The following is a 20,739-nucleotide window of genomic DNA, read 5'->3' as shown; positions in this document are numbered from 1 at the left end:
TCAGTCACTTGTCAAAGGCGCGGTGGAAGAGTGCAGTACCTTCGGCGGTGGCAATGTTCGTGCCACCACATACCGGGACGACACCGTCCTGGGCCGTCACGAGGTAGCGCTGACCGATCTCGAAGGCGAGAGTCTCGCTGCCCCCGTCGGCGCCGTCATTGGTGAGTTGGGCGGTGTCGGCGTCACCGCCCCGGAACCAGTGGTCGATCCGGAAGACGACCTGATCACCGTTCCGGCTTGTGACGGAGCCTTCGAAAGCAATCTCGAACGTGCGCAGCAGATCGGGCGTGGGCTCCATGCACTTGGCGCTGGTCTCGCCGTCAAGGGTCAAGGCCAGCGGCGCGGTTTGCTGGGCGCCGCCTGCTCCGTGGTCCGCACCCGTCTGCCAGACAGCACCGGCTCCCATGACCAAAACGACAACGGCGGCTGCCGCAAACGCGATGCGGCGGCTGCGGCGTGCCGTTCGATCGATCGGTGTCACAGCCCTGGTGGCGGATGGTGTTCGACGGGTCTGGTTGTCAGCGGTCATAGCAGCCTCCACGAGACGGTTGATGTCGGAAGCCGGAGCCGATGCAGTAACCGCCGGGTCGGCAGCCCTGAGCCGAGCCAGCAGCTCGTCGTCATTCATCGGACACTCCTTTCCTCGCTCGTCTCATGTCCGCCAACCCGGTTGCTCTTTCGTCTGAGTTGCGTGGCGAGTCTCTTCTTTGCCCGATGGAGCCGGATGCTTACGGCATTGGGCGACAATCCGGTCACCTGGGCAATCTGCCGCGGGGCCAGCTCCTCCCAGGCCCAAAGAAGCACGACTTCTCGGTCGAGAGCACGCAGCATGCTCAGCGCACCGTAGAGGTCGGAGTGATCGGTGCTGTTCGCCGGCACCGGCTGCGGCACCCGAGCCAGTCGCTCTGTCAGTCTTGCCCTCCGCCGCTGGGCTCGCTGAGCGTTAGCGAGACATCCACGGGCCACGCCGTAACACCAGGGCAGTACTTCGTCTGGGTCGATCAGCCGTCCCGATGCGAGTGGCACCTCGTCAATCCGACGCCAGAGCACAAGCAAAGTCTCCGCCAGGACGTCCTCGGCAGTATCAGCATCGGTTCGCCGTAGCAGGAACCTGCGCAACGGCTCCGCCGCTGCCTGCACCAGTGCCTCGAAGCGGGCGCGCAGCTGCTTCGAGGTTTCCTCTTCCATCATGGATTCCACACCCTGACCTGTCCGGCACCAGGCGGATTCTTTCGGTCATCATGTCTTGGGCCGAAGTGAAGCGTAGGAGAGCGTGTTCGCCCAGCCCGACAGGCTGCTTCGGCAACTGCTGTGGCAGACGGAGGCACGGGACGCCGAGCCGCCGGCGGCGCGATCGATGCTCAGAGCGTCAAGACCTCCACCAGCGTTCACGCCTACAGCTAGGGCATCGACGCAGGCAAAAAGTCGTGGGCAGGAAGCGGAACATCGTCACCGGCACGATCGGCCTTCCCCTCGCGGTGCAGGTTCGCCGAGGAAGGTGAAGAACCAGTAGTCCTGCCGCGCGAGGGTCACGTCGTAGGTCTCGGCGATGATCCAGGTGGGGATGTTGTCCATGGCCACGAAACGGTCGATCCGGTCCCGGTGATCCTTGGCGAACCGGATGCCGACTCGTGCCCCACGGTCGTGGCCGACCAGGGCGATCCGTTCATGGCCGAGATGGTCCACCGGCGCGATGACAACATCGTTGGCCATGGTTCGCTTGTCGTAGTCGGAGACGGGCTTGTCCGTGTCGCCGTAGCCGCGAAGATCCGGTGCGATCACGGTGAACCGCTCGGCCAGCGCCGGTATCTGCTTCCGCCACCCGTACCAAGTCTCGGGGAAGCCGTGCAGCGCAGGTAAACCGGCGGCCCTGACCCGCGTTGACCCAGTGCCGCTTGATCCCGTTGAGTTCGGCGGTGTGGTGCGTAATGTCTGCCAGTTCTGCCATGACTGCTCGCTCGTGGAGTCGAAGGGGAGTGGACAGGGCACCGGTGGGGACCCAAGGCTGCGGTGGTCGTGCCGTGCCGAGACACAGAAGGGATCACGTTAGGCGGAGAGCTGCCGGTCGATCTGTCTGACAACGCATGGACCCTGCTCCCCCGGGACGCTTATGGCATGTCGCCCACAGGGTTGCGGGCATTGGCGTCATCCGAAACGGCTGCGCTCCTCCCCACCCGGTCTCCCCCTGAGGATTGGCGCCCCACCGCCGCCACCCCATCGTTCGCCTCGGCCACCACTGCTCCCGCGGCGGTGTCGAAGGCATGGGTCACCTCCGGTGCCGTGCGCTCGACGAGCAATCGTCGGGCCCCCTCCTCGAAACGGCGATCATGGGCCGTGAGCCGGATGTGGTGCTGCGCGAGATGCTCCGACCAGGACGCGACCAAATAGTTCTCGATGAACCGGGCCGGATCGCTGCCGTCCTGGTAGAGGCCCCAGGTGAGGGCTCCCGTACGTCGACGCGAACGGGCCACGTGGCCCATGCAATCGGTAAAGGCGGCCCAGTTGCTGGGGGCAACCCGGTACGTGATGGAGACGAGGACAGGGCCGTCGGCCGGCCCGGGCTCGAACACCAGGGGCGGAACGGGCCAGTGGTCCGACGGGGTCGGGTCGACGCCGTCCGTGCCGTGAAGCGGCCAGCGGCGCACGCTCGCCGCACCGGCCAGCAGCAGACAGCTGCCGGCAAGGAGGGCGAGGTTCAGCCCGAGCGCGTCGGCCAGCACGCCCCACAAAGGTGCCGCCAGCGCCTGCCCGCCCTGGAAGACCAGCAGATAGACGGCGAGGCCCCGGGCCCTGACCCAGCCGGGCAGCCGTGTCTGGACGGCCGTGTTGAGGGTGGACAGTACGCCGATCCAGGCCACACCGGCGGGCAGCAGCACGACCGCCACAAGCCAGGGGGTGTGGACTGTGGCGAGCACCACCAGGACCCCGGCGAAGACGACGGTCCCCGCCACCAGAGTGCCGTTGGCCCCGCATGCGCGGCGGATTGCGGGCAGCACGAAGGCCCCGCTCACAGCTCCGATGCCGACCACGCCAAGCAGCAACCCGTACCCGCCCGACCCGAGGCCCAAAGAGCGGATCGCGACCAGCGGAAGCAGTGACCACAGGGCGGCCCCACCAGGGATGAACAGGGCGGTGCGCAGCAGGACTCGGCGGACGCCGGGAGCGTTCCAGACGTAACGACGGCCGGCGTGCACAGCCGCCAGGAGCTTCTCGCCGTGGACAGAAGGCATTTCCATCGTGGGCCGCTTCCACAGCAGCAGAACGGCCGCGATGCCGAGATAGGACGCGGCGTTGAAGGCGAAGACCCAGCCCGCGCCCGCGGCCGCGACCACCGCTCCGCCGAGTGCCGGGCCGACGGCACGGGCCAGGTTCATGTTCACGGCACCCAGCGCAGCCGCCTGCCCCAGTTGGCGGCGTTCCACCAGCTCCGGCTGGACGGCCTGCCAGGCCGGGCCCATCAGGGCGGTGCCGCATCCCAGCAGGAAGGTGAGACCAAGCAGCAGACCGGGAGTGAGCGCGTCCGCGAACGCCAGCACCGTCAGCACCGTGGAGACGGCAAGCATGGTGAACTGAGCGGCGAGCAGCACCGTACGCCGGTTGAATCGGTCGGCCAGCACGCCGGAAGGCAGGGCGAGCAGCAGGACGGGGAGGCTGGAGGCGGTCTGTACGAGCGTCACCAGCGTGGCGTTGTGCCCGATCAGGAGCCACTGGGCTCCCACCGTCTGCATCCAGCTGCCGATGTTGGAGACCAGTTGCGCGATCCAGAGAGCGCGGAAGACGCGCGCCGCGAGCGGGGCCCAGGCCGAATCCCCTTCTGGGCGGCCTTTCGGTGATGGTGCGGTGCTCATACTGGTCCATACGGGTGAAGGGGTGTGGACACCCTGCTTCCTGCGGTGTCTGTGACCCGGGCGGGTGTAGTCCACGATCAGCGTAGGGTGGCCGGCGGATACGTATTGACTGGGAGTGCACCGCGTTTTGTCCCTCAGCGCAGTGCACGAGGGTGTTCGTCCTGCCCTGCTTCCACCCTGCCGCAGGGGCCGAGAGCTCCGTCACCTTCCAGCTGTCCGCAGGAACAAGACGAGGTTCGAAGAGTTGGCGGTCGGCCCGCTCCGACGAGCGAGAGCGTCTGCGTGGTCCGTCGGTGTGCTCCGCTTCCGCGGCCGTACCAAGCGAGGCAAGCGGGCTGTCGCCACCGGGATGCCCGAGGTGGCGCTACGGCGCTTCGTCAAGGCGACGTACTCGGCCGGCCGGAAGAGCCGGAGCGTCGGAGGGCGACGGACAGCCGGACCTCCGCCGAGCACGGCGCTGCCAGCTCGTCGGCCGCGTCAGTCCGACCGCGGCATATGACCGAGAGCGTCGCGCAGCTGGGCACGGCTGGTGATGCCGAGCTTGGGAAAGATCTTGTGCAGATGAAAACCGATGGTGCGCGGAGACAGGTAGAGCCGGGCACCGATGTCCCGGTTGGTCAGACCTTCTGCGGCCAGTTGGGCGATCTGCAGCTCGTGCGGCGTCAGGTCGGCCACGGCTTCGCACGCTGCGGAATCCGCCACGGCGACGCGCGCTGCGCGGAGTTCGGCAGTGGTGCGCTCGGTCCAGGGGCGGGCGTCGAGCCGCTCGAAGATCTCAAGGGCGGTGCTGAGCAGGGGGCGTGCCTCTGCGGCCCGTCGGTGCCGCCGCAGCCATTCGCCGAAGTCCAGTTGTGCGAGGGCGTACTCGAAAGGCCACCGGACGTTGGCCGAGCCGGCGATCGCCGCACGGAAATGGGCCTCCGCGTCGTCGGGACCGCTCAGCAGGGCCGAAGCGCGGTGCAGGATCGCGTCCAACCGAGGAGAGCGGGACAGGCCCAGGATCTTTTCAGCTGCGCGGAGCACGGCGCGGGCGTCGTCCGCCCGGCCGGCGCGGACGGCTGCGGCGGCCAGATCGGCGAGGTAGTAGTACGAAGCGTGGTAGTGCACGGGTGCGGGGTGGAAGTCCTGGGTGAAGACGCGCCGCAACTGCTCGTACGCCGCGTTGTAGTCACCCTCCGCACGGGCCGCCATGCCAAGCGCGTGGCGGTAACGAAGGTACGGGCTACGGGACTTGCGCAGGTCGATACCACGAACGGCATCGTTGATTTGCGCACGCGCGGCCTCGTGGTCCCCACCGGCGGCCCGCAGGGTGGCTTGCAGGATCGGTGATCCTACGGTGACGTTGTCCGCGCCTGCCTCTGCGGCCATCCAGAAGGCGTCATCGGCGGCGGACCGGGCCGCCGTCCATGCTCCGCCAGAGAGTACTGCACGTCCCCGACCGAGTGGCTGCAACACGAACACAGCCGACGCTCCCACGAGAAGGACGGATGACATGCCGAGCAACGCGCCCCTGGCAGCTGACGTGCCGCACACGGTTCTGTCCACGGACACTGTCAGCCCCGCGAACAGGATGTCGGCCTGGAAACAGGCCCTTTCGAGGGCCTACGTCGATCTGGACCCGGGGTTCGGCCCTCCTGTTCCAGGACGGCCGCTCCGCACAGTTGGACCCTGGAGTCCTGGCCTTCTACGACGCGAGCCGACCGTTCACCCTTGTCCTGCCGGAGCCCGAGCTCATGTCCTGATGGCTCCCCGCCCGATGCTGAGGCTGGGCGAGCCCGAGATACGCCAACTCACCGCAAGGGCCATCGGCGACACACCCGACAGCCCGCCCGCGCTGATACTTCCGCTCCTGTCCGGGCCGGCGCAGGAGATCGACTCCGCCTCACCGCCCGTCCGCGGGAGACTCGCCCGCACCGTGGCAGACCTCCTCTCCACCCTGGCCGAAGAACATTTGCCCACAGACGCGCGGCCGCCAGCCAAGTCAGGGCCGGAAACAGTCCTTGAGCGAATCAACGCCTCCGTCGAGACCCGCCTCGGCGAACCAGAACTCTCTCCCCAGATGCTCGCCGCCGAGCACCACATCTCCCTGCGCTATCTGCACAAGCTCTTCCACGCGCAGGGCACCTCGGTCAAAGGCTGGGTACGCCAACGGCGACTCGAAACGTGCAGCGCTGAGCTGGCAGGGCGGCATTTCTCTCGAGGGATCGGATGATCTCACGTCGGGTTTTGCCCTCCTGAGTGCGGCGTTCGCAGTACGCCTGAGTGCGGGGATCGAAGCGCAGGCGGGTCCACACGATCCGGTGCAGGGCGGCGTTGGCCTTCCGGTCGCCGCCCTGGTTGAGTCGACGCGTGCTTCGACGGCCCGAGGAGTATTCAATGGGGCTGAGCCCAGTTCACCGCCCTGCGCTACTTCGCCCTCTACGGTACCGACCACGCCAGCCACAGGGAGCGCAGCAGCGTGATCCGCCGCACATCATCTGGCGAACGAGCACGCCGCCGACGAACGCAAGCGAAGGGGCACATCTCCCGTCATCTCACGCGCCGTTCTCCCTCCGTCCGTCCGCCCCAGACGCCGTAGTACTGCTGCGACTCCTGCGCGAAGCGGCCGCAGGGACCACTCACCGAACAAGTGCGGCAGATCGCGCGCGCCGCCTCCTCGCGCTCGCGGCGCGCCGCTCCCCGCTCCCCCGGGGGCGAGAAGAAGACCGAACCGTCCATGCCGCGGCACGCCGCGTCGCCCTGCCATTCCCACACCCGCGCCAGCGGCTTGGTCCGTGCCCTCATTGCTCTCTCCTTCCGTCTCCCACCGGATTGCGGAGGTTTCTGTCCGCGACAGTAGGGCCCTGCCTTACCGGGATTTGGCCGCTGACGCACGGCGGCTTGACTCAGCGCGAACGGGAGCCGGTCGGCGCACCGACGCGTCGCACACGGTGCACACGGTGCACGGACGGGCCCTACACGGTGCACCGAGAGTGCAACGAGGGTCCTGCGTCCGGCCTTTGATGGAGCACGACCTCCGATCAAGGCACCGCTCGACGGCCTGGACACCGCACCGAGCACCAACGGAAAGAAGCAGCATGCCGAATCTCCCGCACCGCCTACGTACCGGCCTTCTGGCCTCGGCCGTGGCGGCGGTCCTCGCGCTGACCGCCGCAGTCCCGGCAACCGCCGTCCCCGGGCCGGACGTACGCTTCGTGGCCCACCTGGACATCGCCGACGGCCAGCGTCCGGAGAACATCACCCTGGAGCCCGGCGGCAGTGTCGTCGTCACCTTCGCCTACAACCGGCAGGTCGCCCGGATAAGCCCCCAGGGGAAGGTCCGCGTCCTGGCCACCCTGCCCCAGCCGCCCGCCGGTTCCACCACCCCCGCGCTGACTCAGCCGTTCCTCGGCGGCGTCGTGCGCACCGACGACGGGACGCTGTACTTCGTCTACGCCACCGGCAGCGCCGACCTGACCGGTGTGTGGCGCCTGCGTCCCGGCGGCACCCCGCACCGCATCGCGGCGCTGCCCGCCACCGCCCTGCCCAACGGACTCACCCTGGACCGGGAGGAACACCGGCTGTACATCGCCGACTCGGTCCTCGGCACCGTCTGGCGGGTGCCCGTGACCGGCGGCATCCCCACCCGGTGGAGCACCGCGCCCGAGCTGGCGGCCGACGGTTTCCTCGGTGCCAACGGCATCAAGACGCACGACGGCGCGGTGTGGGTCTCCAATCTCGACAAGGGCACCGTGGTCCGCATCCCGGTGACCCGGCATGGCACGGTCGGCCGGGTGGAGACCCGGGCGGAGGGCCTCGCGAACATCGACGACTTCGCCTTCACCGGCCGCGGCGACACACTTCTCGCCGCGATCAACGCGGACAACGAGGTCGCCCTGATCCGGCCGGACGGCACCCACACCACCGTGCTGACCGACACCGACGGTATCGAGAACCCGACCTCGCTCGCCGTACGCGGCACCACCGCCTACGTCGCCAGCGGCGCCTACTTCACCAACGACGACCCCAACCTCCTGGCCGCCCGCGTCTTTCCGCACAAGTGAGTGAGGACACCATGACCACACCCGAACCCTTCGATCCCGCCTCCTTCGCGGTGGTCCCCGCCCGGACCTTCGAGGACCTGCGCGTCGGCGAGGTCTTCCGCGCGCCCAGCCGCACTCTGACCGACGCCCACGCCGCGGCCTTCCAGACAGTCTCCGCGGACAACCATCCCATCCACTACGACGCGGAGTTCGCCCGTCGGCACGGGCACAGCGCACCGGTCGTGCACGGCCTGCAGGTGCTCGCGTTCACCGCGCCGGGCGCCACCTTGTTCCCTCACTTCATCGGCGAGGTGTTCATCAGCTTCCTCGAGCTGTCCTGCAGTTTCCTCAAGGAGGTGCACTCCGGGGACACCCTGTACCCGGCCCTCACCATCACCGACCTGGAACCGCAGGACGGCAACGGCGTCGTCACCACCGAGGCCACCGTCCACAACCAGCGCGGTGAGCTCGTGCTGTCCGGCCGGCACAAGTACCTGCTGCGCCTCGGATGAGGAACGCGCCGGTCAGCGAGGGCGCCGTCCACCACTCCGCGCCACGGCTTCCCTGATCATCTCCGCCACGGCGTGCGGGTGGGACAGGAGGAGGGCGTGCGAACCGTCCAGGACGCGTTCGGTGGCCGCCATGCCCTGTGCCATGAAGCGCTGGGCGGTCTGGTTGAGCAGCTGATCGGCGCCGGCGATGGCGTATCAGGCCGGCGGCCCCGACCTGTCGGCCGGCGCGCCCATGGCGAGCGGGCATTGCGCCTGCGCCAGCGCCGCGCCCACGGAGAGCGGCAGGTCCCCGGCATAGGCCTGCGGGAACCGCTCCACGCACAGGTACAGCTCCCGCCCTTCGAGGACGGCCTCGTCGCCCGGCAGGTCGGTGGTCCAGGCCGCGTTCGCCTGCGGCATGGGGGCGAACCGGTTGATGACGTCCAGCAGACGTTCACCGGCGTCGAAACCGAACGCCGCGACGTAGCAGAGCGCGACGACGTGGTCGGCACCGGTGGCGGCATGAGCGATGACGGCACCACCGTAACCGTGACCGACCAGCACGACGGGGCCGTCCGCACGACGCACCACGTCCCTCAGGAGGGCGGCGTCCTGGGAGGGACTCCGCAGCCCGAGCGCCGGGGTGCACACCACCGAGCCCGTGGACCTCCAGGACTCGCGACCTCTCACCACACCGAGTCGTCGGTGAACGCCCCGTGCACCAGCACGACGGTGCCGGTCGGCGGGGTGGATTCAAGCATGTCCATGACGTCTTATGAAGTGTGAGTCCAGTCAAGCCCCTCGGGCGGTGCTGGAATCGCGTGAACGTACCAGGCACCACACCTCAGTTGCCGACCGCCGCCATCACCGCGTGGACGAGCTGCACACGTGAGCTGACCGAAATCTTTCGGAAGATGGGAGTCAGGTGGGTGTTGATCGTGTGAGGTGAGACGACGAGCAGCTCGGCAGCCGACCGGTTGGTGTGCCCCTGGGCGATCAGCCGCGCGCCCTTCCGCTCCGCGGCCGTGAGCGACTCCCAGTCATTCTCAGACGCCGTCCGGCAGTGCGGCGGCCACGGGTGCGCGTGCTCGTGAGCAACTCCTGTACGCGCGCCGCCGCGGCGTGTGCCCCCGACCGGGCAAAAAGTGCGTGGGCGTCGGTCAGCGCCTCCACCGCCTCCGTCCGCTGCCCCGCCGCGAGCAACGCCTCCCCCGGATCACCGAGGGCGTCGGCCAGCTCCAACGGCCTCGGGCCGGGGGTGAGCCGTGCGACGGAACGGCGCAGCAGGTCGCGGTCGCCCGCCACCAGACCTCGCGCCTGCGCGGCCAGGCCGACGGCGGTGGGCACCTGCGGATTGCGTCCGGCGTGCTCCTCGGCCTGCGCGGCGATGTCGTCGGCCAGTTCGCGGTCAGCTCCGCGCTACGCGATCCGGACCGCCTCGGCCATCCAGGTACGTAACAGCCGCCGACGTATGAGCGGACCGTACCGCTGCGCCTGCCGGACCCTGTCGGCGGCGAGTCCGGCGTCACCGTCCGCGTCGGCGTGCGCCGCCTCCGGACAGCGCACCACCGCCACGATGCCCGGGCTGGGTCTCGCCGCCATCCCGGCCCGGGCTGTGGCGAGGTTCCGTTCCGCCTCGGCCCGGTCGCCGCGCAGCAGGGCGATACGCGACCGGAGGACCCGGGTGTGCACCTGGTGGACGGGCACCTCGACATCGTCTTCGAGGCGCCCCATGGCGACGAAGTCCGCGAGGGCGTCGTCAAGCCGTCCCAGCACCAGGTGCTGCCGGCCCCGGGTCCACAGCAGCATGGCCTGGCGGTGCGGTGTGCCGCAGAGCGTCAGCCGCTGGAGCAGGCGCTCACCGGCGGCGAAGTCGTCCAGGTGCCGGCACGCGACGACCTCCTCCAGCCCGCAGACCGACCGACAAGCCGGCCTTCCCGGCCACTTCGGCGGCATACCCGAGCAGGGCGGTCTTGCCGATACCCGCCTCGCCCCGGATCAGGGCCGTGGCCCCGTCCCCGGTGTCCGCCACCGAGGCGACCAGCGCGCCCAGCCGCTCAGGTTCCGTCTCGCGACCGCGCAGCCCGCTTCTGGACAGCACTCGCTCCGCTGTCACGGACGCCTCCCCGTTCACCAGCACCCGACTGAGGCCGTCCGCCGTGCCGTCCGCTCCCTCAGGCCGCCGCGGCGCCCGCACCACCGCGGGACGGACAGGGACCGGTGGCGCGGGACAGCAGTCCGACCACGGCTTCGCGGGCCTCCGCCGGGCGGTCCGGCACGGTCTCGCGGACACCGTCCAGGGCGAAGCGCCGCCATTCGGCCGGGGACATGCCGTACATGGCCCGGAAGGTGCGGCTGAAGTGAGCGGCACTGGCGAAGCCCCACCGGTGAGCCACCGCGGAGATGGTCAGTCCCGCGGTCTGCCGCCGGGCCAGGTCCCGGCGGCACTCCTGGAGCCGGCGGCGCTGGACCCACCGGCTGACGGTGGTGTCCGCGCACTCGAAAATCCGGTGCAGGTAGCGGACGGAAATGGCGTGCGCCCGCGCGATGGACTCCAGGCTCAGGTCCGGGTCGTCGAGGCGGCGGTCGATGTGCTCCAGGATGCGCGGCAGCAGGTACCGCACGGTGTCCGGTACGTCGTCCGCCTCCCCCTGCAGCCGCTCCAGGGCCAGGACGGAGATGAGGTCGACGACATGCCGCACCAGCGCCTCCCCCGTGCCCGGGGACAAGGTGGGCGCGGTGGCCACCAGTTGGGCCAGCATCGGCGACAGCAGCAACCCCGGCGGTGTGTCCGGCTGGATGGGTGCCGCCGTGAGCCGGAGCAGGTCGGCCTCGGTGAGACCGAGCAGCCATCGGGGCACGATGAGGCAGCGCACCTGGTGGCCGGCCGGGAAGTCGATGCTGGTCGGGCGGGCCAGGTCGCAGAGCGCGATCCCGCCGGGATCGGTACGGGCCGCCCCGTCGCCCTGGTCCACCACGACGGTGCCCTCGACCGGTGTGACCAGAACCAGGGACTGTTCGCCGCCGGAGGTGACCGAGGAGGCAGGCCACCGCACGCGCATCCGCGCGCCCTGCAAGGTGACGGCCCGCGCCGGGCCGAGCCGGGACGTCCGCAGTGTGTCCCGGCAGTCCCCCTCCGGGAAGGAGACCTCGGCCGTGGGGAACGCACCCTCGACGGCCTCGTGCCAGTAGAACGGCTTCTTGTGATCGGGCACTCCTTCGGTGGTGCGGAAGGCTCCCATCTGTTGTCTCCTCGTTCCCGGTGATGCGACATCCGACGTCACGTTCTTCGCTCCTCGGCCGGTGTACCTGCGGCTACCGTGCCAAGTCCGCCGGTCCCGGCGCCTCACGCGAATGTGCTAATTACGGTGTGTGAGAACCGGATACTTCGGATGTGCGCGCCGGGTACCACGCTGCCTCGTCCTCCGTCACGAGCGCCCGGACCGGACGCCCCGATGCCGTGTGATACGAAGTGGTCACTTTCCGTGTTCGCCGTCGGCGGCCGACCGGGTCAGGTCGGCGCGCGAAATGACGTCACGTTTCGCGAACGCGCGCCGCGGGTGCGAGCTGACCGTGTGTGGGGAGAGGGACAGCCGCTCCGCCACCTGCCGGTTTGCGGGTGCCTCGGCGACGAGCCGTACGACACCGGCCTCGGACCGGGTCAGTTCGGCCCGGCCCGACGCGTTGCCCGCGGGCGTCGTACGCCGGCGGACGCCCAGCGCGTGGAGCCTGCGGCGGGCGCGCGCTAGGTCCCGTTCGGCGTCGGCCTCGGTGCAGAGGGCGAGCGCGGCGTCCAGGTGGGGAACAGCGGCGAAGCGGCGCGTGGCCGCCGACTTCCGCCCGGCGCCCTCCAGGGCCGAGGCACAGGCCAGGCTCCGCGGGCAGTCTTCGTAGAGACGGACCGCCCGCAGCAGGTGGCCGAGATCGTTGTCCAGCAGTCCGCGGGCGTAGGCGGGCGGCCGCCGCAAGGACCCTGATGGCCGGGTTGCGCGCGGCCCCGAGTTCCGCGTGGGCGACCGCTGCCGCGGCGCGCTCGTGCTCTCCGACCCGCAGCGCCGTGCGGACCAGGACCGCGGCGTCCGCGGGGTCGTCCGGACTGGCGAGCGCGAGCCGCTTGCCGGCCTGCGGGCCCAGGGGCTCGTCGAGCGCCCGCATGGCTTGCCTGGACCTGCCTTCGTACTCCGTCACCAGCGCCGATATCCAGGCACCGACGTTGCGGACGAGCGGTGTCTCGTCCATCAGCATGGGTCGTACCCGCAGCGCGTCCTCGCGCACGGCGTCACGTTCGTCGCAGTGGACGGCCACCCGCACCAGCGTGTGCAGCAGCATGGCGTCGGCGAAGGCGGTGATGCCCAGGTCGTCCGCCAGCCGGCCCGCGTCGAACAGCACACGCGACCGGTTCGTCAGCCGGAGGAACATGGCCGCGGCCTGACCGTGCCGCCGGGCCTCCCGCACCCCGGTCTCGGACAGCCGCAGCGCCTTCGCGGACCCACAGGGCGGCCCATCGGTAGAACCGTACGAGCGAGTCCACCGCCGTCGAGATGGCCTCGGCCGCCGTATCTCCCGCCTCGCGCGCCGCCCGCAGCGCCACCACGGCGGCCCGGGCGGTCTCCTCCAGGTCGCCCACCGCGGAGAGGCTGGGCTCAGGTGCGCCATCAGTACCGCCGGTATGCCGGGGAGTTCCGCGCCGGCCCGCGCCTGGCGGACCGCTTCCGCCAGGTCGTAGCGGCCGGCCAGCCGGGCGAGGGTGAGCCTTGCACGGGCCTCTTCCGCCGCCCGCATGCTGCCGGCGGGCATCGAGTCGTCCAGGGAGCGGGCGCGCGCCCCTGTCCGGTCCGCCACAACAGCGCCATCGTCTCCACGGCGATCGAGGGCCGTTCCCTGGCGTTCTGGGCCGTGAGGCACAAGGCCCGTTCGCTGAGTTCGGCCGCCGAGGCGGGGGGTGGCCGCGAGGTCCGCCGTCGCGTCCCGGAGCCGTTCGACGGCCGGCCGGTCTCCGGTCTCGGCTCTGTCCAGCACGTTGACGGCGCGGCGGCGCAGGTGCGACGTGCGAAGAGCGGCAGGCCGGCCTCGCGGTGAGATCGTGGCGGAAGCAGAGTCGGCTGTCGCGTTCGACGAGCAGGGCCACGTCGAGGGCTTCACGCCCGCCGTGACCAGGGCGGGCGGGTCTGCGGCACAGCGCAGGTCCACGGTGATCGGCCGGCCCACGGCCGCGGCGGCGCGGACTCGCGGGCCGGCGCGGAGAAGGTGTCGAGGCGGGCTACGGCACCTGCCTGAAGACGGGCCGGAAGGGCGGACCCGGTGAGCCGGGCAGGGCCGTCCCTGAGGGTGACCGCGCCCTCGTCCCGCAGTCCGCCCAGCAGTTCGACCAGGAGCAGGGGCAGGCCCCCGGTGCGGCGGACGAGGTCGAGGACGTCAGGGCCGGGGGCCGCTCCCAGGATGTCCTCGGTGACCCGTCGACCGCCGCGGGCGCGAGCGGGCCGAGGCTCAGCTCGTATGCGCCCGCCCGCCGCAGCCGGTCGAGGGTGTCGTCCGTACCGCCGCAACCACCCACAGGATCGACTGGGACCACAGCCGTGTCGACAGGGTGCGCACGCAGGGCCAGCAGCATCAGGCCGTCGCACCACTGGACGTCGTTGAGGACGAGGAGCAGCGGCGTCTGCAGTGCCGTCCGCTCCAGCCGTTCCTGCAACTCCTGCAGGAGCACCTAGCCGGGCGCGACCCTGACACGTGGACGGGCGTTTCGCCGAGCAACGGGCCGGCGCCGGACGACAGGTGGCCCAGCAGGGGGCCGAGCGGCACGAAGTGCTCGTCCGGGTCCGCGCCCGCACGCAGTGCCCGCACGCCGCGCCCTGCTGGCCGAGATGTACGCCTCGGCCAGCAGCCGGGTCTTTCCGGCGCCCGGCGCGCCGTCGACGCACACAACGCCGCCACGGCCGTGTGCCAGGGCGCCGAGCCGGGCGCCGAGAGCCGCCAGTTCGGCCTCCCTGCCGCGCAGCGGAAGGGACTCGCCCTGCGTGCCGTCCGACGGCGCCCGCCTCGCGAACCGGTTCACACTGGCTTCCGGAAACGGGGGCACGGCGCGGTGTTCTCCTTCCCAGCATGCGACAGGCGCCGCCCTGCCACGCCGGCCGGCGTGGCAGGGGTCAGGCGCGCACGAGGGGGGTGTCGACCAGGTGCTCGGCCAGGAACCAGGCCTGGAGTTCCCCGGTCCGGATGATCTGGGAGACCAGCAGGTCGTTGGTGCCGTCGTCACCCAGTTCGACGGTGCGGGCGGCCGCGTCGTGCGCCTCGACGAGGATCGTCTCGTGCGCCTCCAGCAGGCGCGAGATCATCGCCGGGACCTCCTCGACGCCGTCGGGCGGCCGCGGGACCGAGGTGAGCTCGGCGACGTGCCGAGGATCGCCCACCGCCACGCCGCCCAGCGTCTGCACCCGCTCGGCGATGGTGTCGACGAGTTCGAGCTGTTCGCCGGCGTGCTTGTCGAGCAGAAGGTGGAGCTGGTAGAAGGTCGCGCCGCGCATCAGCCAGTGACTCTTCTTGTAGAGGCTGTAGAGCATCTGCGTGTCCGCCAGCGCCTTGTTCAGTCGCTGGCAGGAGTACATGCGGGCGTCGTGGGAGAGGCCGAGCGGGTACTGCCGGACCGTGCCGAACTCCTGGATCACCTCGCCTTTCTGGTGCAGGAGCGGCTGGCTGCCGTGTGCGCTCGCGGTGCTGATGGTCATGTTCTGCCTCCTGTGGTGGCGGTGGTGTTCTGCGGGGGTCTGTTCCGCAGTGGCGGTCAGACGGGAACGGGGGTGCCCGGACGGGCACGCCGCTCGGTGGACCAGTAGGCCAGGGTGAGCAGCGGGACGGCGGCGCCCAGTACGGCTCCGTCGGTGCCTGCTCGGGCAGGGCCGCGCGCAGGCTGACCGCGAGGACGGCCATGAGGACGGCCGAGCCGAGGAAGACGGCCCGCCAGTCGGCCGTGTCCGAGACGAGGCCGCTCACCGTACGGGAGAGGAGGATGCCGGTGAGCAGTCCGCTCATCACCCGGTCCACGACCGGTCCCCGGGTCTCGTCGAGGGCGAGGCTCGCCGCGTAGGGCACGAGAGCGGCGGCGAGCAGCACCGGGAAGCCGGGGGCGAGGCCGGCCACCGCGAGCGCGACGGTCGTGACCGACAGCAGCGCCGTGACCAGGCGCCGCTTCTCCAGCCGGTCACCGAGCGGCACCAGGAAGAGCATGCCGATGACGTAGCCGGCCTGGGTGAGGGTGACCAGCATGCCGGCGGTGGCCGTGCCGATGCCGAAGACCCGGCTCAGGGAGGACAGCAGGGGCTGCGCGTAGGAGAGGTTGGCGACCGTCATGCCGCAGGCCACGGCCGGCAGCACGATCAGCCGGCCCGGTACGCCCGCGGCGGCAGGCGCCGCCGCCTCACCGGGCGCAGCCCGCCCCCGGTCCGGACCGGTCGTCCCGTCCATCGCCGCGGACCTCATGCGGACAGCAGCCGCTGCCGGAGCTCGCCGATGCCCCGGATCGAGCTGACCAGTTCGTCACCGGGGCGCAGCCAGCGCTGGGGTGTGCGGCCGAGGCCGACTCCCGAGGGCGTACCGGTGTAGATGACGTCGCCTGGCATGAGCGGCAGCACCTGGGACAGCTTCGAGACCAGCGCCGGTACGGAGAAGGTGAGCTGCCGGGTGAAGCCGTGCTGCACCTGCTCCCCGTTGACGGTGCAGGTCAGTTCGAGGGCGTCGGGGTTGTCGAACTCGTCGGGGGTGACCAGGACGGGACCCATGGGGGAGAAGCCGGGGTAGGACTTGGCGAGCCCGAACTGGGGGGCCGGGCCGCTCATCTGGAGCACCCGCTCCGACAGGTCCTGGCCGACGGTCAGGCCAGCCACGTGGTACCAGCCCTCCTTCTCCTGGACCTGGTGGGCCGGGCGGCCGATGACGGCGACCAGTTCCACCTCCCAGTCGGTGCGGCCGCCCACGGGCAGCTTCACATCGGTCACCGGCCCGGTGATGCTGCTGGCGAACTTGGTGAACACCGGGGGCATGCCCTCGGGCGTGCCGAACCCGGCCTCGTCGGCGTGGTCCCGGTAGTTGAGCCCGATGGCGAGGAGCTGGCGGGGGGCCGGCGCGGGAGCACCGAGGTCGACCGGGTCGAAGGGCCGGCCCGGACCGAGCTCGGCGTCGGCCGCCCAGGCGCGGAAGTCGGTCCACCGGTCGTAGATCGCTTGCGGGTCGGGCGGGAAGCGGTGGCCGCTGGCTTCGTGGACGTCCACGGCCCGGTCGTCGACGACCAGGACCAGCCGTCCGGACAGGTTGGCGATGCGCATGATGTTCCTTGGGCAGGTCAGGCGGGCCTGGTGACCCGTTCGAGGAGCAGCAGGACCGACTGGTAGGGGCGGCCGGTGACGTGTTCCATGCCGATCTCGCAGGTGCGGTTCGCCGAGAGGTAGGCGTCGTAGTCGCCCGCGACGACCTCGTCGGCCTCGAGGTAGGCGGCGGACTCGGCCAGCTCCTTGTGAAGCATGCCTCGGTCCCCGGCGAAGCCGCAGCACTCCGCGTAGACCGGCACCGTCACCTCGCGGGCCACGAACCGGGCCAGTTCGTCGAGTTGTCCCACGTCTCCCAGATGCCGCATCGAGCAGGTGGGATGGATGACCGCGCTGTCGACCTTGCGGTGGGCGGTGAGGCCGGGCAGAAGGTCACGGGCGGCCCACACCAGTGAGTCGACGACGTCGAGCCGTTCGTGCCGGTGTCTGTTCTCCGGTGTCAGGTACGGGATGATCTCGTGTCCGATGCCGAGGGTGCAGGAGGAGGCGTCGACGACCAGGGGGAGCCGGCCGCCCTCCGTCCACTCCCAGGCCCGTTCCACCGTCCGGTTGGCCATCAACCTGTTGCCGTCGTCGTAGCCCTTGGAATGCCAGATGGTGGCGCAGCAGGATCCGGTCAGGTCGGAGGGCACCCAGACGGGGCGGCCGGCCCGCTCGGAGAGCTTGACCACGGCCTCCGGCAGGGAGAGTTTCTCCCCGCCCTCGGGGCCGGCGAAGATCCGGTTGACGCAGGCCACGAAGTAGACGGCGGCGGCGCCCCGGCGGTCGGTCGCGGGCAGGCGCGAGGAGGCGGGGCCGGGGATCGCGCTGATCCACTCGGGCACCAGGTCGGGGGTGACCGCCTTGCGGGCGAGCCGGGTGGCGCGGTTCAGCAGGCCGTCGTCGACGTGCTCGGCGATGCCCAGAGTGGCGCGCACCGACTTCTCCACCGCGGCGAAGTGCCGGGCGACCCGCTCGGCGTTCCGCTCGGCCTGTCCGCCGTGCCGCCGGTGGCGGAACCCCTTCATCATGGCACCGGTGTCGATCCCGACCGGGCAGGCGATCTTGCAGGTGGAGTCCCCGGCACAGGTGTCGACGGCGTCGTAGCCGTAGGAGTCGAGCAGGTTGTCGGTGACGGGTGAGTCGGCGGGCTGGCGCAGCATCTCGCGGCGCAGCACGATGCGTTGCCGGGGTGTGGTGGTCAGGTCGCGGCTGGGGCAGACAGGTTCGCAGAAGCCGCACTCGATGCAGGGGTCGGCGATCGCCTCGATGGTGGGGATCGTCTTGAGGTGCTTCAGATGGGCCCGGGGGTCGCGGTCCAGCACCACGCCCGGGGCGAGCACGCCGTCCGGGTCGAACGCCTCCTTGATCCGCCACATCACGTCGGTGGCGACGGAGCCCCACTCGGCCTCCAGGAAGGGAGCCATGTTGCGGCCGGTGGCGTGTTCGGCCTTGAGCGAGCCGTCGAACCGGTCGGTCACCATGGCGCAGAACTCGTCCATGAACGCGGCGTACCGCTCGACGTCGTCGGGGCGGGCGGCGTCGAGGGCGAGCAGGAAGTGCAGGTTGCCGTGGGCGGCGTGGCCGGCCACCGCGGCGTCGTAGCCGTGGCGCCGCTGCAGCTCCAGCAGCGCCTGGCACGCCTCGGCCAGGTGGGAGGGCGGGACCGCGAAGTCCTCGGTGATCAGGGTGGTGCCGGTGGGGCGGGCCTTGCCGACGGCCGTCATGAACGCCTCGCGGGCGTGCCAGTAGGCGTGCGCCGTGGCGGGGTCGGCGACGAAGGCGTTCGTCACCGACGGCACGGGCGTCACCAGTTCCAGTCCCTCGACGACCCGCGCGGCGGCTTCGCGGTGGGCGAAGTGCTCCTCTTCGGTCGCGGCCCGGAACTCGACGAGCAGCGCGGTGTTTTCCTGCGGCACCTCCCGCCAGTCAGCCGGTACCCCGTCCACCGCGGCACAGGCGCGCAGGGTGCTGCCGTCCATCAGCTCCACGGCGCGGGCACCGGCGTGGTTGAACAGTGGCACGGCCGCCGCGGCGGCGGGCAGGTCGGGGAAGAACAGCAGCGCCGTCCAGGTCCTGCGGTCCAGGGGGACGGTGTCGAAGACCGTCTCGGCGATGAAACCGAGCGTGCCCTGGGAACCGACCATGAGCCCGCGCAGGATCTCCACGCCGGTGGTGCCGTCCAGGAAGGCGTCCAGCCGGTAGCCGTTGGTGTTCTTCAGTTCGTACTTGGCGCGGATGCGCGCGACCAGCTCGCCGTCGTGCTCGATCTCCTCCTTGAGCGACAGCAGGGCCGCGTGCAGCCGCGGCTCGGCCTCCCGGAACCGCGCGTCGGCGTCCGGCGCCCCGGTGTCGACGACCGTTCCGGAGGGCAGCACCACGGTCAGGGAGGACAGAAGCCGGTAGGAGTTGCGGATGGTGCCGGCGGTCATGCCGGAGGCGTTGTTGGCGACGACACCACCGACGCAGGCGGCGCTGGAGCTGGCCGGGTCGGGGCCCATCAGCCGCCCGTGCCGGGAGAGCGTGATGTTGGCGCGGCCGATGGTCGTGCCGGGCCTGATCCGTGCCCGGGTGCCGTCGTCCAGCACCTGCACCCCCGTCCAGTGACGGCGCACGTCGACGAGGATGTCGTCGCCCTGGGCCTGGCCGTTGAGGGAGGTGCCGGCCGCGCGGAAGACGACGTGCCGGCCGTGCTCGCGAGCGTGCCGCAGCACCGCGGAGACGTCGTAGACGTCCTCGGCGATGACGACGACGCGCGGCACCAGACGGTACGGGCTGGCGTCGGAGGCGTAGCGCACCAGGTCGGATATCTTGTGCAGGACCTTGTCGGGGCCCACTTCCAGGGCGAGGGCGTTCCGCAGACCGTCCGGAGTACCCGATGCCCGGTCGTCGGCGACCCGGTCGACGGCCGGGCCCTGCGCCGGGTGCGGGCGCAGCTTCCCCGGCTTCGGTTCGAGCAGCGGCATGCGGTGTTCCTTTCTTCGGGCCGGTACCGCCCTGTCACCGCCGAGTCGGCGGTGACAGGGCGGCGGTGCCATGTCGTCGTCAGAACGTGACCCGTCGCGACCGTGGACAGATCGCGGTGGTACGGCGGGACGCCCGTGGGAGTCCGCTTCGGCCGGCGCGTCCCGTCAGTGTCCGGCGCGGCAGGCGTGCGCGGCCTGGTCGAGCAGGTCGGCCACCGGACGCGGGTCACTCACCGCCACCGCGTGCGGAGCGGAGACGGTGACCGTGTGGGCCTTGGCGCGCGAGGCCATCCACCGCTGCGCCTTCGGCGGGATGTTGCGGTCCTCGGTGGCGATGAGGTACCAGGTGGGCAGGTTCTTCCAGGCCGCCGCGGTAGCGGGCTCGTTCAGTGCCGCCACCGTGATCGGACGCTGGCCCACCGCCATCGTCCGGGCCGTGGTGCGGTCGACGCCCGCGGCGAACTGCTGCGGGAACAGGTCCTGCTGGATGACCAGTTCGTCGCCCTGCCCGCCGCCGGCGAGCGGGTACTGCTGGACCACGGTGGTCCGGGCCAGGGAGCTGCCGGGGTACTTGTCACTGAGCGCGGCGGCGCTCTCGCCGACGTCCGGGACGAAGGCCGCTATGTAGACCAGGCCCTTGACCTGGGCGTAGCCGACCGCGGCACGGCTGATGACGGAACCGCCGTAGGAGTGCCCGGCCAGCAGGACCGGACCCTCGATGCTGTCGAGGACGCTGCGTATGTACGCGGCGTCGCCGGCCACGCTTCTCAGCGGGTTCGCCGGGACCACGACACGGTGGCCCTTGCGCTGGAGCCGCTCCACCACGGGGGTCCAGCTGGAGGAGTCGACGAAGGCGCCGTGCACCAGCACGATGGTGGGGAGGTCCCCCCGGCTCGTGGAGGTGCCGGTAGCGGACGGCGTCTGTGCCGGGGCCGCGTGGGCGATCGCAGTGGCGCCCAGGGCGGCGGCCCCGGCCACCATGGACACGGTCACGGTGCGGCGCGGAATCGAGTCGTTCATCGTTCTCTTTCTGCTCGTGGCTGTCCGCCCGCCGGGCGGGCAGCCCCACGCCCACGGCCCATGACCGTGCCCGGAGGCGGCCCGGCGGGAAGGAC

Annotated in this window: 23 protein-coding genes and 3 pseudogenes; 6 read left to right on the top strand and 20 right to left on the bottom strand. The window is 70.9% G+C overall.

All coding sequences use genetic code 11. The features are described from left to right. Positions 1 to 4: 4 nt before the first annotated feature. The 5 genes from QF027_RS48535 to QF027_RS48515 all read right to left on the bottom strand — a co-directional run bounded on the left by QF027_RS48535 (position 5) and on the right by QF027_RS48515 (position 5,216). Complete coding sequence (locus tag QF027_RS48535; protein WP_306972401.1) at positions 5 to 628, bottom strand: hypothetical protein; 624 nt, start codon at positions 626 to 628, stop codon at positions 5 to 7. After that, positions 625 to 1,191, bottom strand: coding sequence for an RNA polymerase sigma factor (locus QF027_RS48530; protein ID WP_306972402.1), 567 nt, complete (start codon positions 1,189 to 1,191; stop codon positions 625 to 627). The genes QF027_RS48535 and QF027_RS48530 overlap by 4 nt, the downstream gene beginning before the upstream one ends. Positions 1,192 to 1,449: 258 nt before the next feature. Then, entirely contained in the window at positions 1,450 to 1,989 is a 540-nt protein-coding gene (locus QF027_RS48525) for an alpha/beta fold hydrolase (RefSeq protein ID WP_307082065.1), read from the bottom strand. A gap of 119 nt (positions 1,990 to 2,108) precedes the next feature. Continuing rightward, complete coding sequence (locus tag QF027_RS48520; RefSeq protein WP_306972404.1) at positions 2,109 to 3,848, bottom strand: MFS transporter; 1,740 nt, start codon at positions 3,846 to 3,848, stop codon at positions 2,109 to 2,111. Between the two features lie 477 nt (positions 3,849 to 4,325). After that, the gene (locus QF027_RS48515) at positions 4,326 to 5,216 is read right to left on the bottom strand and encodes a helix-turn-helix transcriptional regulator (protein ID WP_306972405.1); all 891 of its coding nucleotides are present in this window, start codon (positions 5,214 to 5,216) and stop codon (positions 4,326 to 4,328) included. Positions 5,217 to 5,763: 547 nt separating this feature from the next. Between QF027_RS48515 and QF027_RS48510 the strand changes: the two genes are divergently transcribed. Next, positions 5,764 to 6,060, top strand: coding sequence for a hypothetical protein (locus QF027_RS48510; protein ID WP_306972406.1), 297 nt, complete (start codon positions 5,764 to 5,766; stop codon positions 6,058 to 6,060). Here QF027_RS48510 and QF027_RS48505 read toward each other — a convergent pair. Beyond that, positions 5,978 to 6,238, bottom strand: a pseudogene (locus QF027_RS48505) (transposase); the annotation flags it as partial. The gene QF027_RS48510 and the pseudogene QF027_RS48505 overlap by 83 nt on opposite strands. Here QF027_RS48505 and QF027_RS49940 point away from each other — a divergent pair. Continuing rightward, a pseudogene (locus tag QF027_RS49940) lies at positions 6,235 to 6,361 on the top strand (transposase); the annotation flags it as partial. The pseudogenes QF027_RS48505 and QF027_RS49940 overlap by 4 nt on opposite strands. A gap of 16 nt (positions 6,362 to 6,377) precedes the next feature. On the opposite strand, the gene QF027_RS48500 reads toward QF027_RS49940, so the two are convergent. Then, positions 6,378 to 6,632, bottom strand: a complete 255-nt coding sequence (locus QF027_RS48500; protein ID WP_306972407.1) for a WhiB family transcriptional regulator — start codon at positions 6,630 to 6,632, stop codon at positions 6,378 to 6,380. A 293-nt stretch (positions 6,633 to 6,925) separates the two neighbouring features. On the opposite strand from QF027_RS48500, the gene QF027_RS48495 reads away from it, so the two are divergent. Together QF027_RS48495 and QF027_RS48490 are read left to right on the top strand one after the other, a co-directional pair. Continuing rightward, positions 6,926 to 7,891, top strand: coding sequence for a hypothetical protein (locus QF027_RS48495; protein WP_307082063.1), 966 nt, complete (start codon positions 6,926 to 6,928; stop codon positions 7,889 to 7,891). 11 nt (positions 7,892 to 7,902) lie between these two features. Continuing rightward, complete coding sequence (locus QF027_RS48490) at positions 7,903 to 8,382, top strand: MaoC family dehydratase (RefSeq protein WP_306972409.1); 480 nt, start codon at positions 7,903 to 7,905, stop codon at positions 8,380 to 8,382. A gap of 195 nt (positions 8,383 to 8,577) precedes the next feature. Here the strand turns inward: QF027_RS48490 and QF027_RS48485 are convergent, their stop codons facing one another. Both QF027_RS48485 and QF027_RS48480 read right to left on the bottom strand, forming a co-directional pair. Beyond that, complete coding sequence (locus tag QF027_RS48485; RefSeq protein ID WP_306986410.1) at positions 8,578 to 9,015, bottom strand: alpha/beta fold hydrolase; 438 nt, start codon at positions 9,013 to 9,015, stop codon at positions 8,578 to 8,580. A gap of 190 nt (positions 9,016 to 9,205) precedes the next feature. After that, entirely contained in the window at positions 9,206 to 9,358 is a 153-nt protein-coding gene (locus QF027_RS48480) for a response regulator transcription factor (RefSeq protein ID WP_307082755.1), read from the bottom strand. 152 nt (positions 9,359 to 9,510) lie between these two features. Here QF027_RS48480 and QF027_RS48475 point away from each other — a divergent pair, with 152 nt between their 5' ends. Further along, positions 9,511 to 9,819 carry a hypothetical protein gene (locus tag QF027_RS48475; RefSeq protein WP_307082062.1) on the top strand — a complete coding sequence of 103 codons (309 nt, stop codon included), beginning with the start codon at positions 9,511 to 9,513 and terminating at the stop codon, positions 9,817 to 9,819. Here the strand turns inward: QF027_RS48475 and QF027_RS48470 are convergent. From QF027_RS48470 to QF027_RS48455, 4 genes are all read right to left on the bottom strand, one after another. Next, entirely contained in the window at positions 9,781 to 10,170 is a 390-nt protein-coding gene (locus tag QF027_RS48470; protein ID WP_307082060.1) for a hypothetical protein, read from the bottom strand. The genes QF027_RS48475 and QF027_RS48470 overlap by 39 nt on opposite strands. A gap of 49 nt (positions 10,171 to 10,219) precedes the next feature. After that, complete coding sequence (locus QF027_RS48465) at positions 10,220 to 10,477, bottom strand: hypothetical protein (protein ID WP_306972411.1); 258 nt, start codon at positions 10,475 to 10,477, stop codon at positions 10,220 to 10,222. Positions 10,478 to 10,535: 58 nt separating this feature from the next. Beyond that, positions 10,536 to 11,603 (bottom strand): helix-turn-helix domain-containing protein, encoded by a 1,068-nt coding sequence (locus QF027_RS48460; RefSeq protein ID WP_306972412.1) that lies wholly within the window; start codon positions 11,601 to 11,603, stop codon positions 10,536 to 10,538. A gap of 234 nt (positions 11,604 to 11,837) precedes the next feature. Next, positions 11,838 to 12,329, bottom strand: coding sequence for a helix-turn-helix transcriptional regulator (locus QF027_RS48455; protein ID WP_307082058.1), 492 nt, complete (start codon positions 12,327 to 12,329; stop codon positions 11,838 to 11,840). Between the two features lie 679 nt (positions 12,330 to 13,008). On the opposite strand from QF027_RS48455, the gene QF027_RS48450 reads away from it, so the two are divergent. Then, complete coding sequence (locus QF027_RS48450) at positions 13,009 to 13,440, top strand: hypothetical protein (protein WP_307082056.1); 432 nt, start codon at positions 13,009 to 13,011, stop codon at positions 13,438 to 13,440. 181 nt (positions 13,441 to 13,621) lie between these two features. On the opposite strand, the gene QF027_RS48445 is transcribed toward QF027_RS48450, so the two are convergent. The 7 genes and pseudogenes from QF027_RS48445 to QF027_RS48420 all read right to left on the bottom strand — a co-directional run bounded on the left by QF027_RS48445 (position 13,622) and on the right by QF027_RS48420 (position 20,644). Next, positions 13,622 to 14,068 (bottom strand): hypothetical protein, encoded by a 447-nt coding sequence (locus tag QF027_RS48445; RefSeq protein WP_307082054.1) that lies wholly within the window; start codon positions 14,066 to 14,068, stop codon positions 13,622 to 13,624. Continuing rightward, complete coding sequence (locus QF027_RS49935) at positions 14,069 to 14,416, bottom strand: ATP-binding protein (RefSeq protein WP_373431999.1); 348 nt, start codon at positions 14,414 to 14,416, stop codon at positions 14,069 to 14,071. A gap of 91 nt (positions 14,417 to 14,507) precedes the next feature. Further along, positions 14,508 to 15,086 (bottom strand): Dps family protein, encoded by a 579-nt coding sequence (locus QF027_RS48440; protein ID WP_306972417.1) that lies wholly within the window; start codon positions 15,084 to 15,086, stop codon positions 14,508 to 14,510. 160 nt (positions 15,087 to 15,246) lie between these two features. Continuing rightward, a pseudogene (locus QF027_RS48435) lies at positions 15,247 to 15,708 on the bottom strand (MFS transporter); the annotation flags it as partial. Positions 15,709 to 15,833: 125 nt separating this feature from the next. Continuing rightward, positions 15,834 to 16,679: a fumarylacetoacetate hydrolase family protein gene (locus QF027_RS48430; RefSeq protein WP_307082052.1), complete on the bottom strand. Its 846-nt coding sequence runs from the start codon at positions 16,677 to 16,679 to the stop codon at positions 15,834 to 15,836. Positions 16,680 to 16,696: 17 nt separating this feature from the next. Further along, positions 16,697 to 19,624 (bottom strand): FAD-binding and (Fe-S)-binding domain-containing protein, encoded by a 2,928-nt coding sequence (locus QF027_RS48425; protein WP_307082050.1) that lies wholly within the window; start codon positions 19,622 to 19,624, stop codon positions 16,697 to 16,699. A 165-nt stretch (positions 19,625 to 19,789) separates the two neighbouring features. Continuing rightward, entirely contained in the window at positions 19,790 to 20,644 is an 855-nt protein-coding gene (locus QF027_RS48420) for an alpha/beta fold hydrolase (RefSeq protein ID WP_306972421.1), read from the bottom strand. Positions 20,645 to 20,739 lie beyond the last annotated feature (95 nt).

This window comes from Streptomyces canus (assembly GCF_030816965.1).
Taxonomy (GTDB): domain Bacteria; phylum Actinomycetota; class Actinomycetes; order Streptomycetales; family Streptomycetaceae; genus Streptomyces; species Streptomyces canus_E.
The sequence above is the reverse complement of the archived record's forward strand: the minus strand, read 5'-3'. Positions and strand labels throughout refer to the sequence as shown.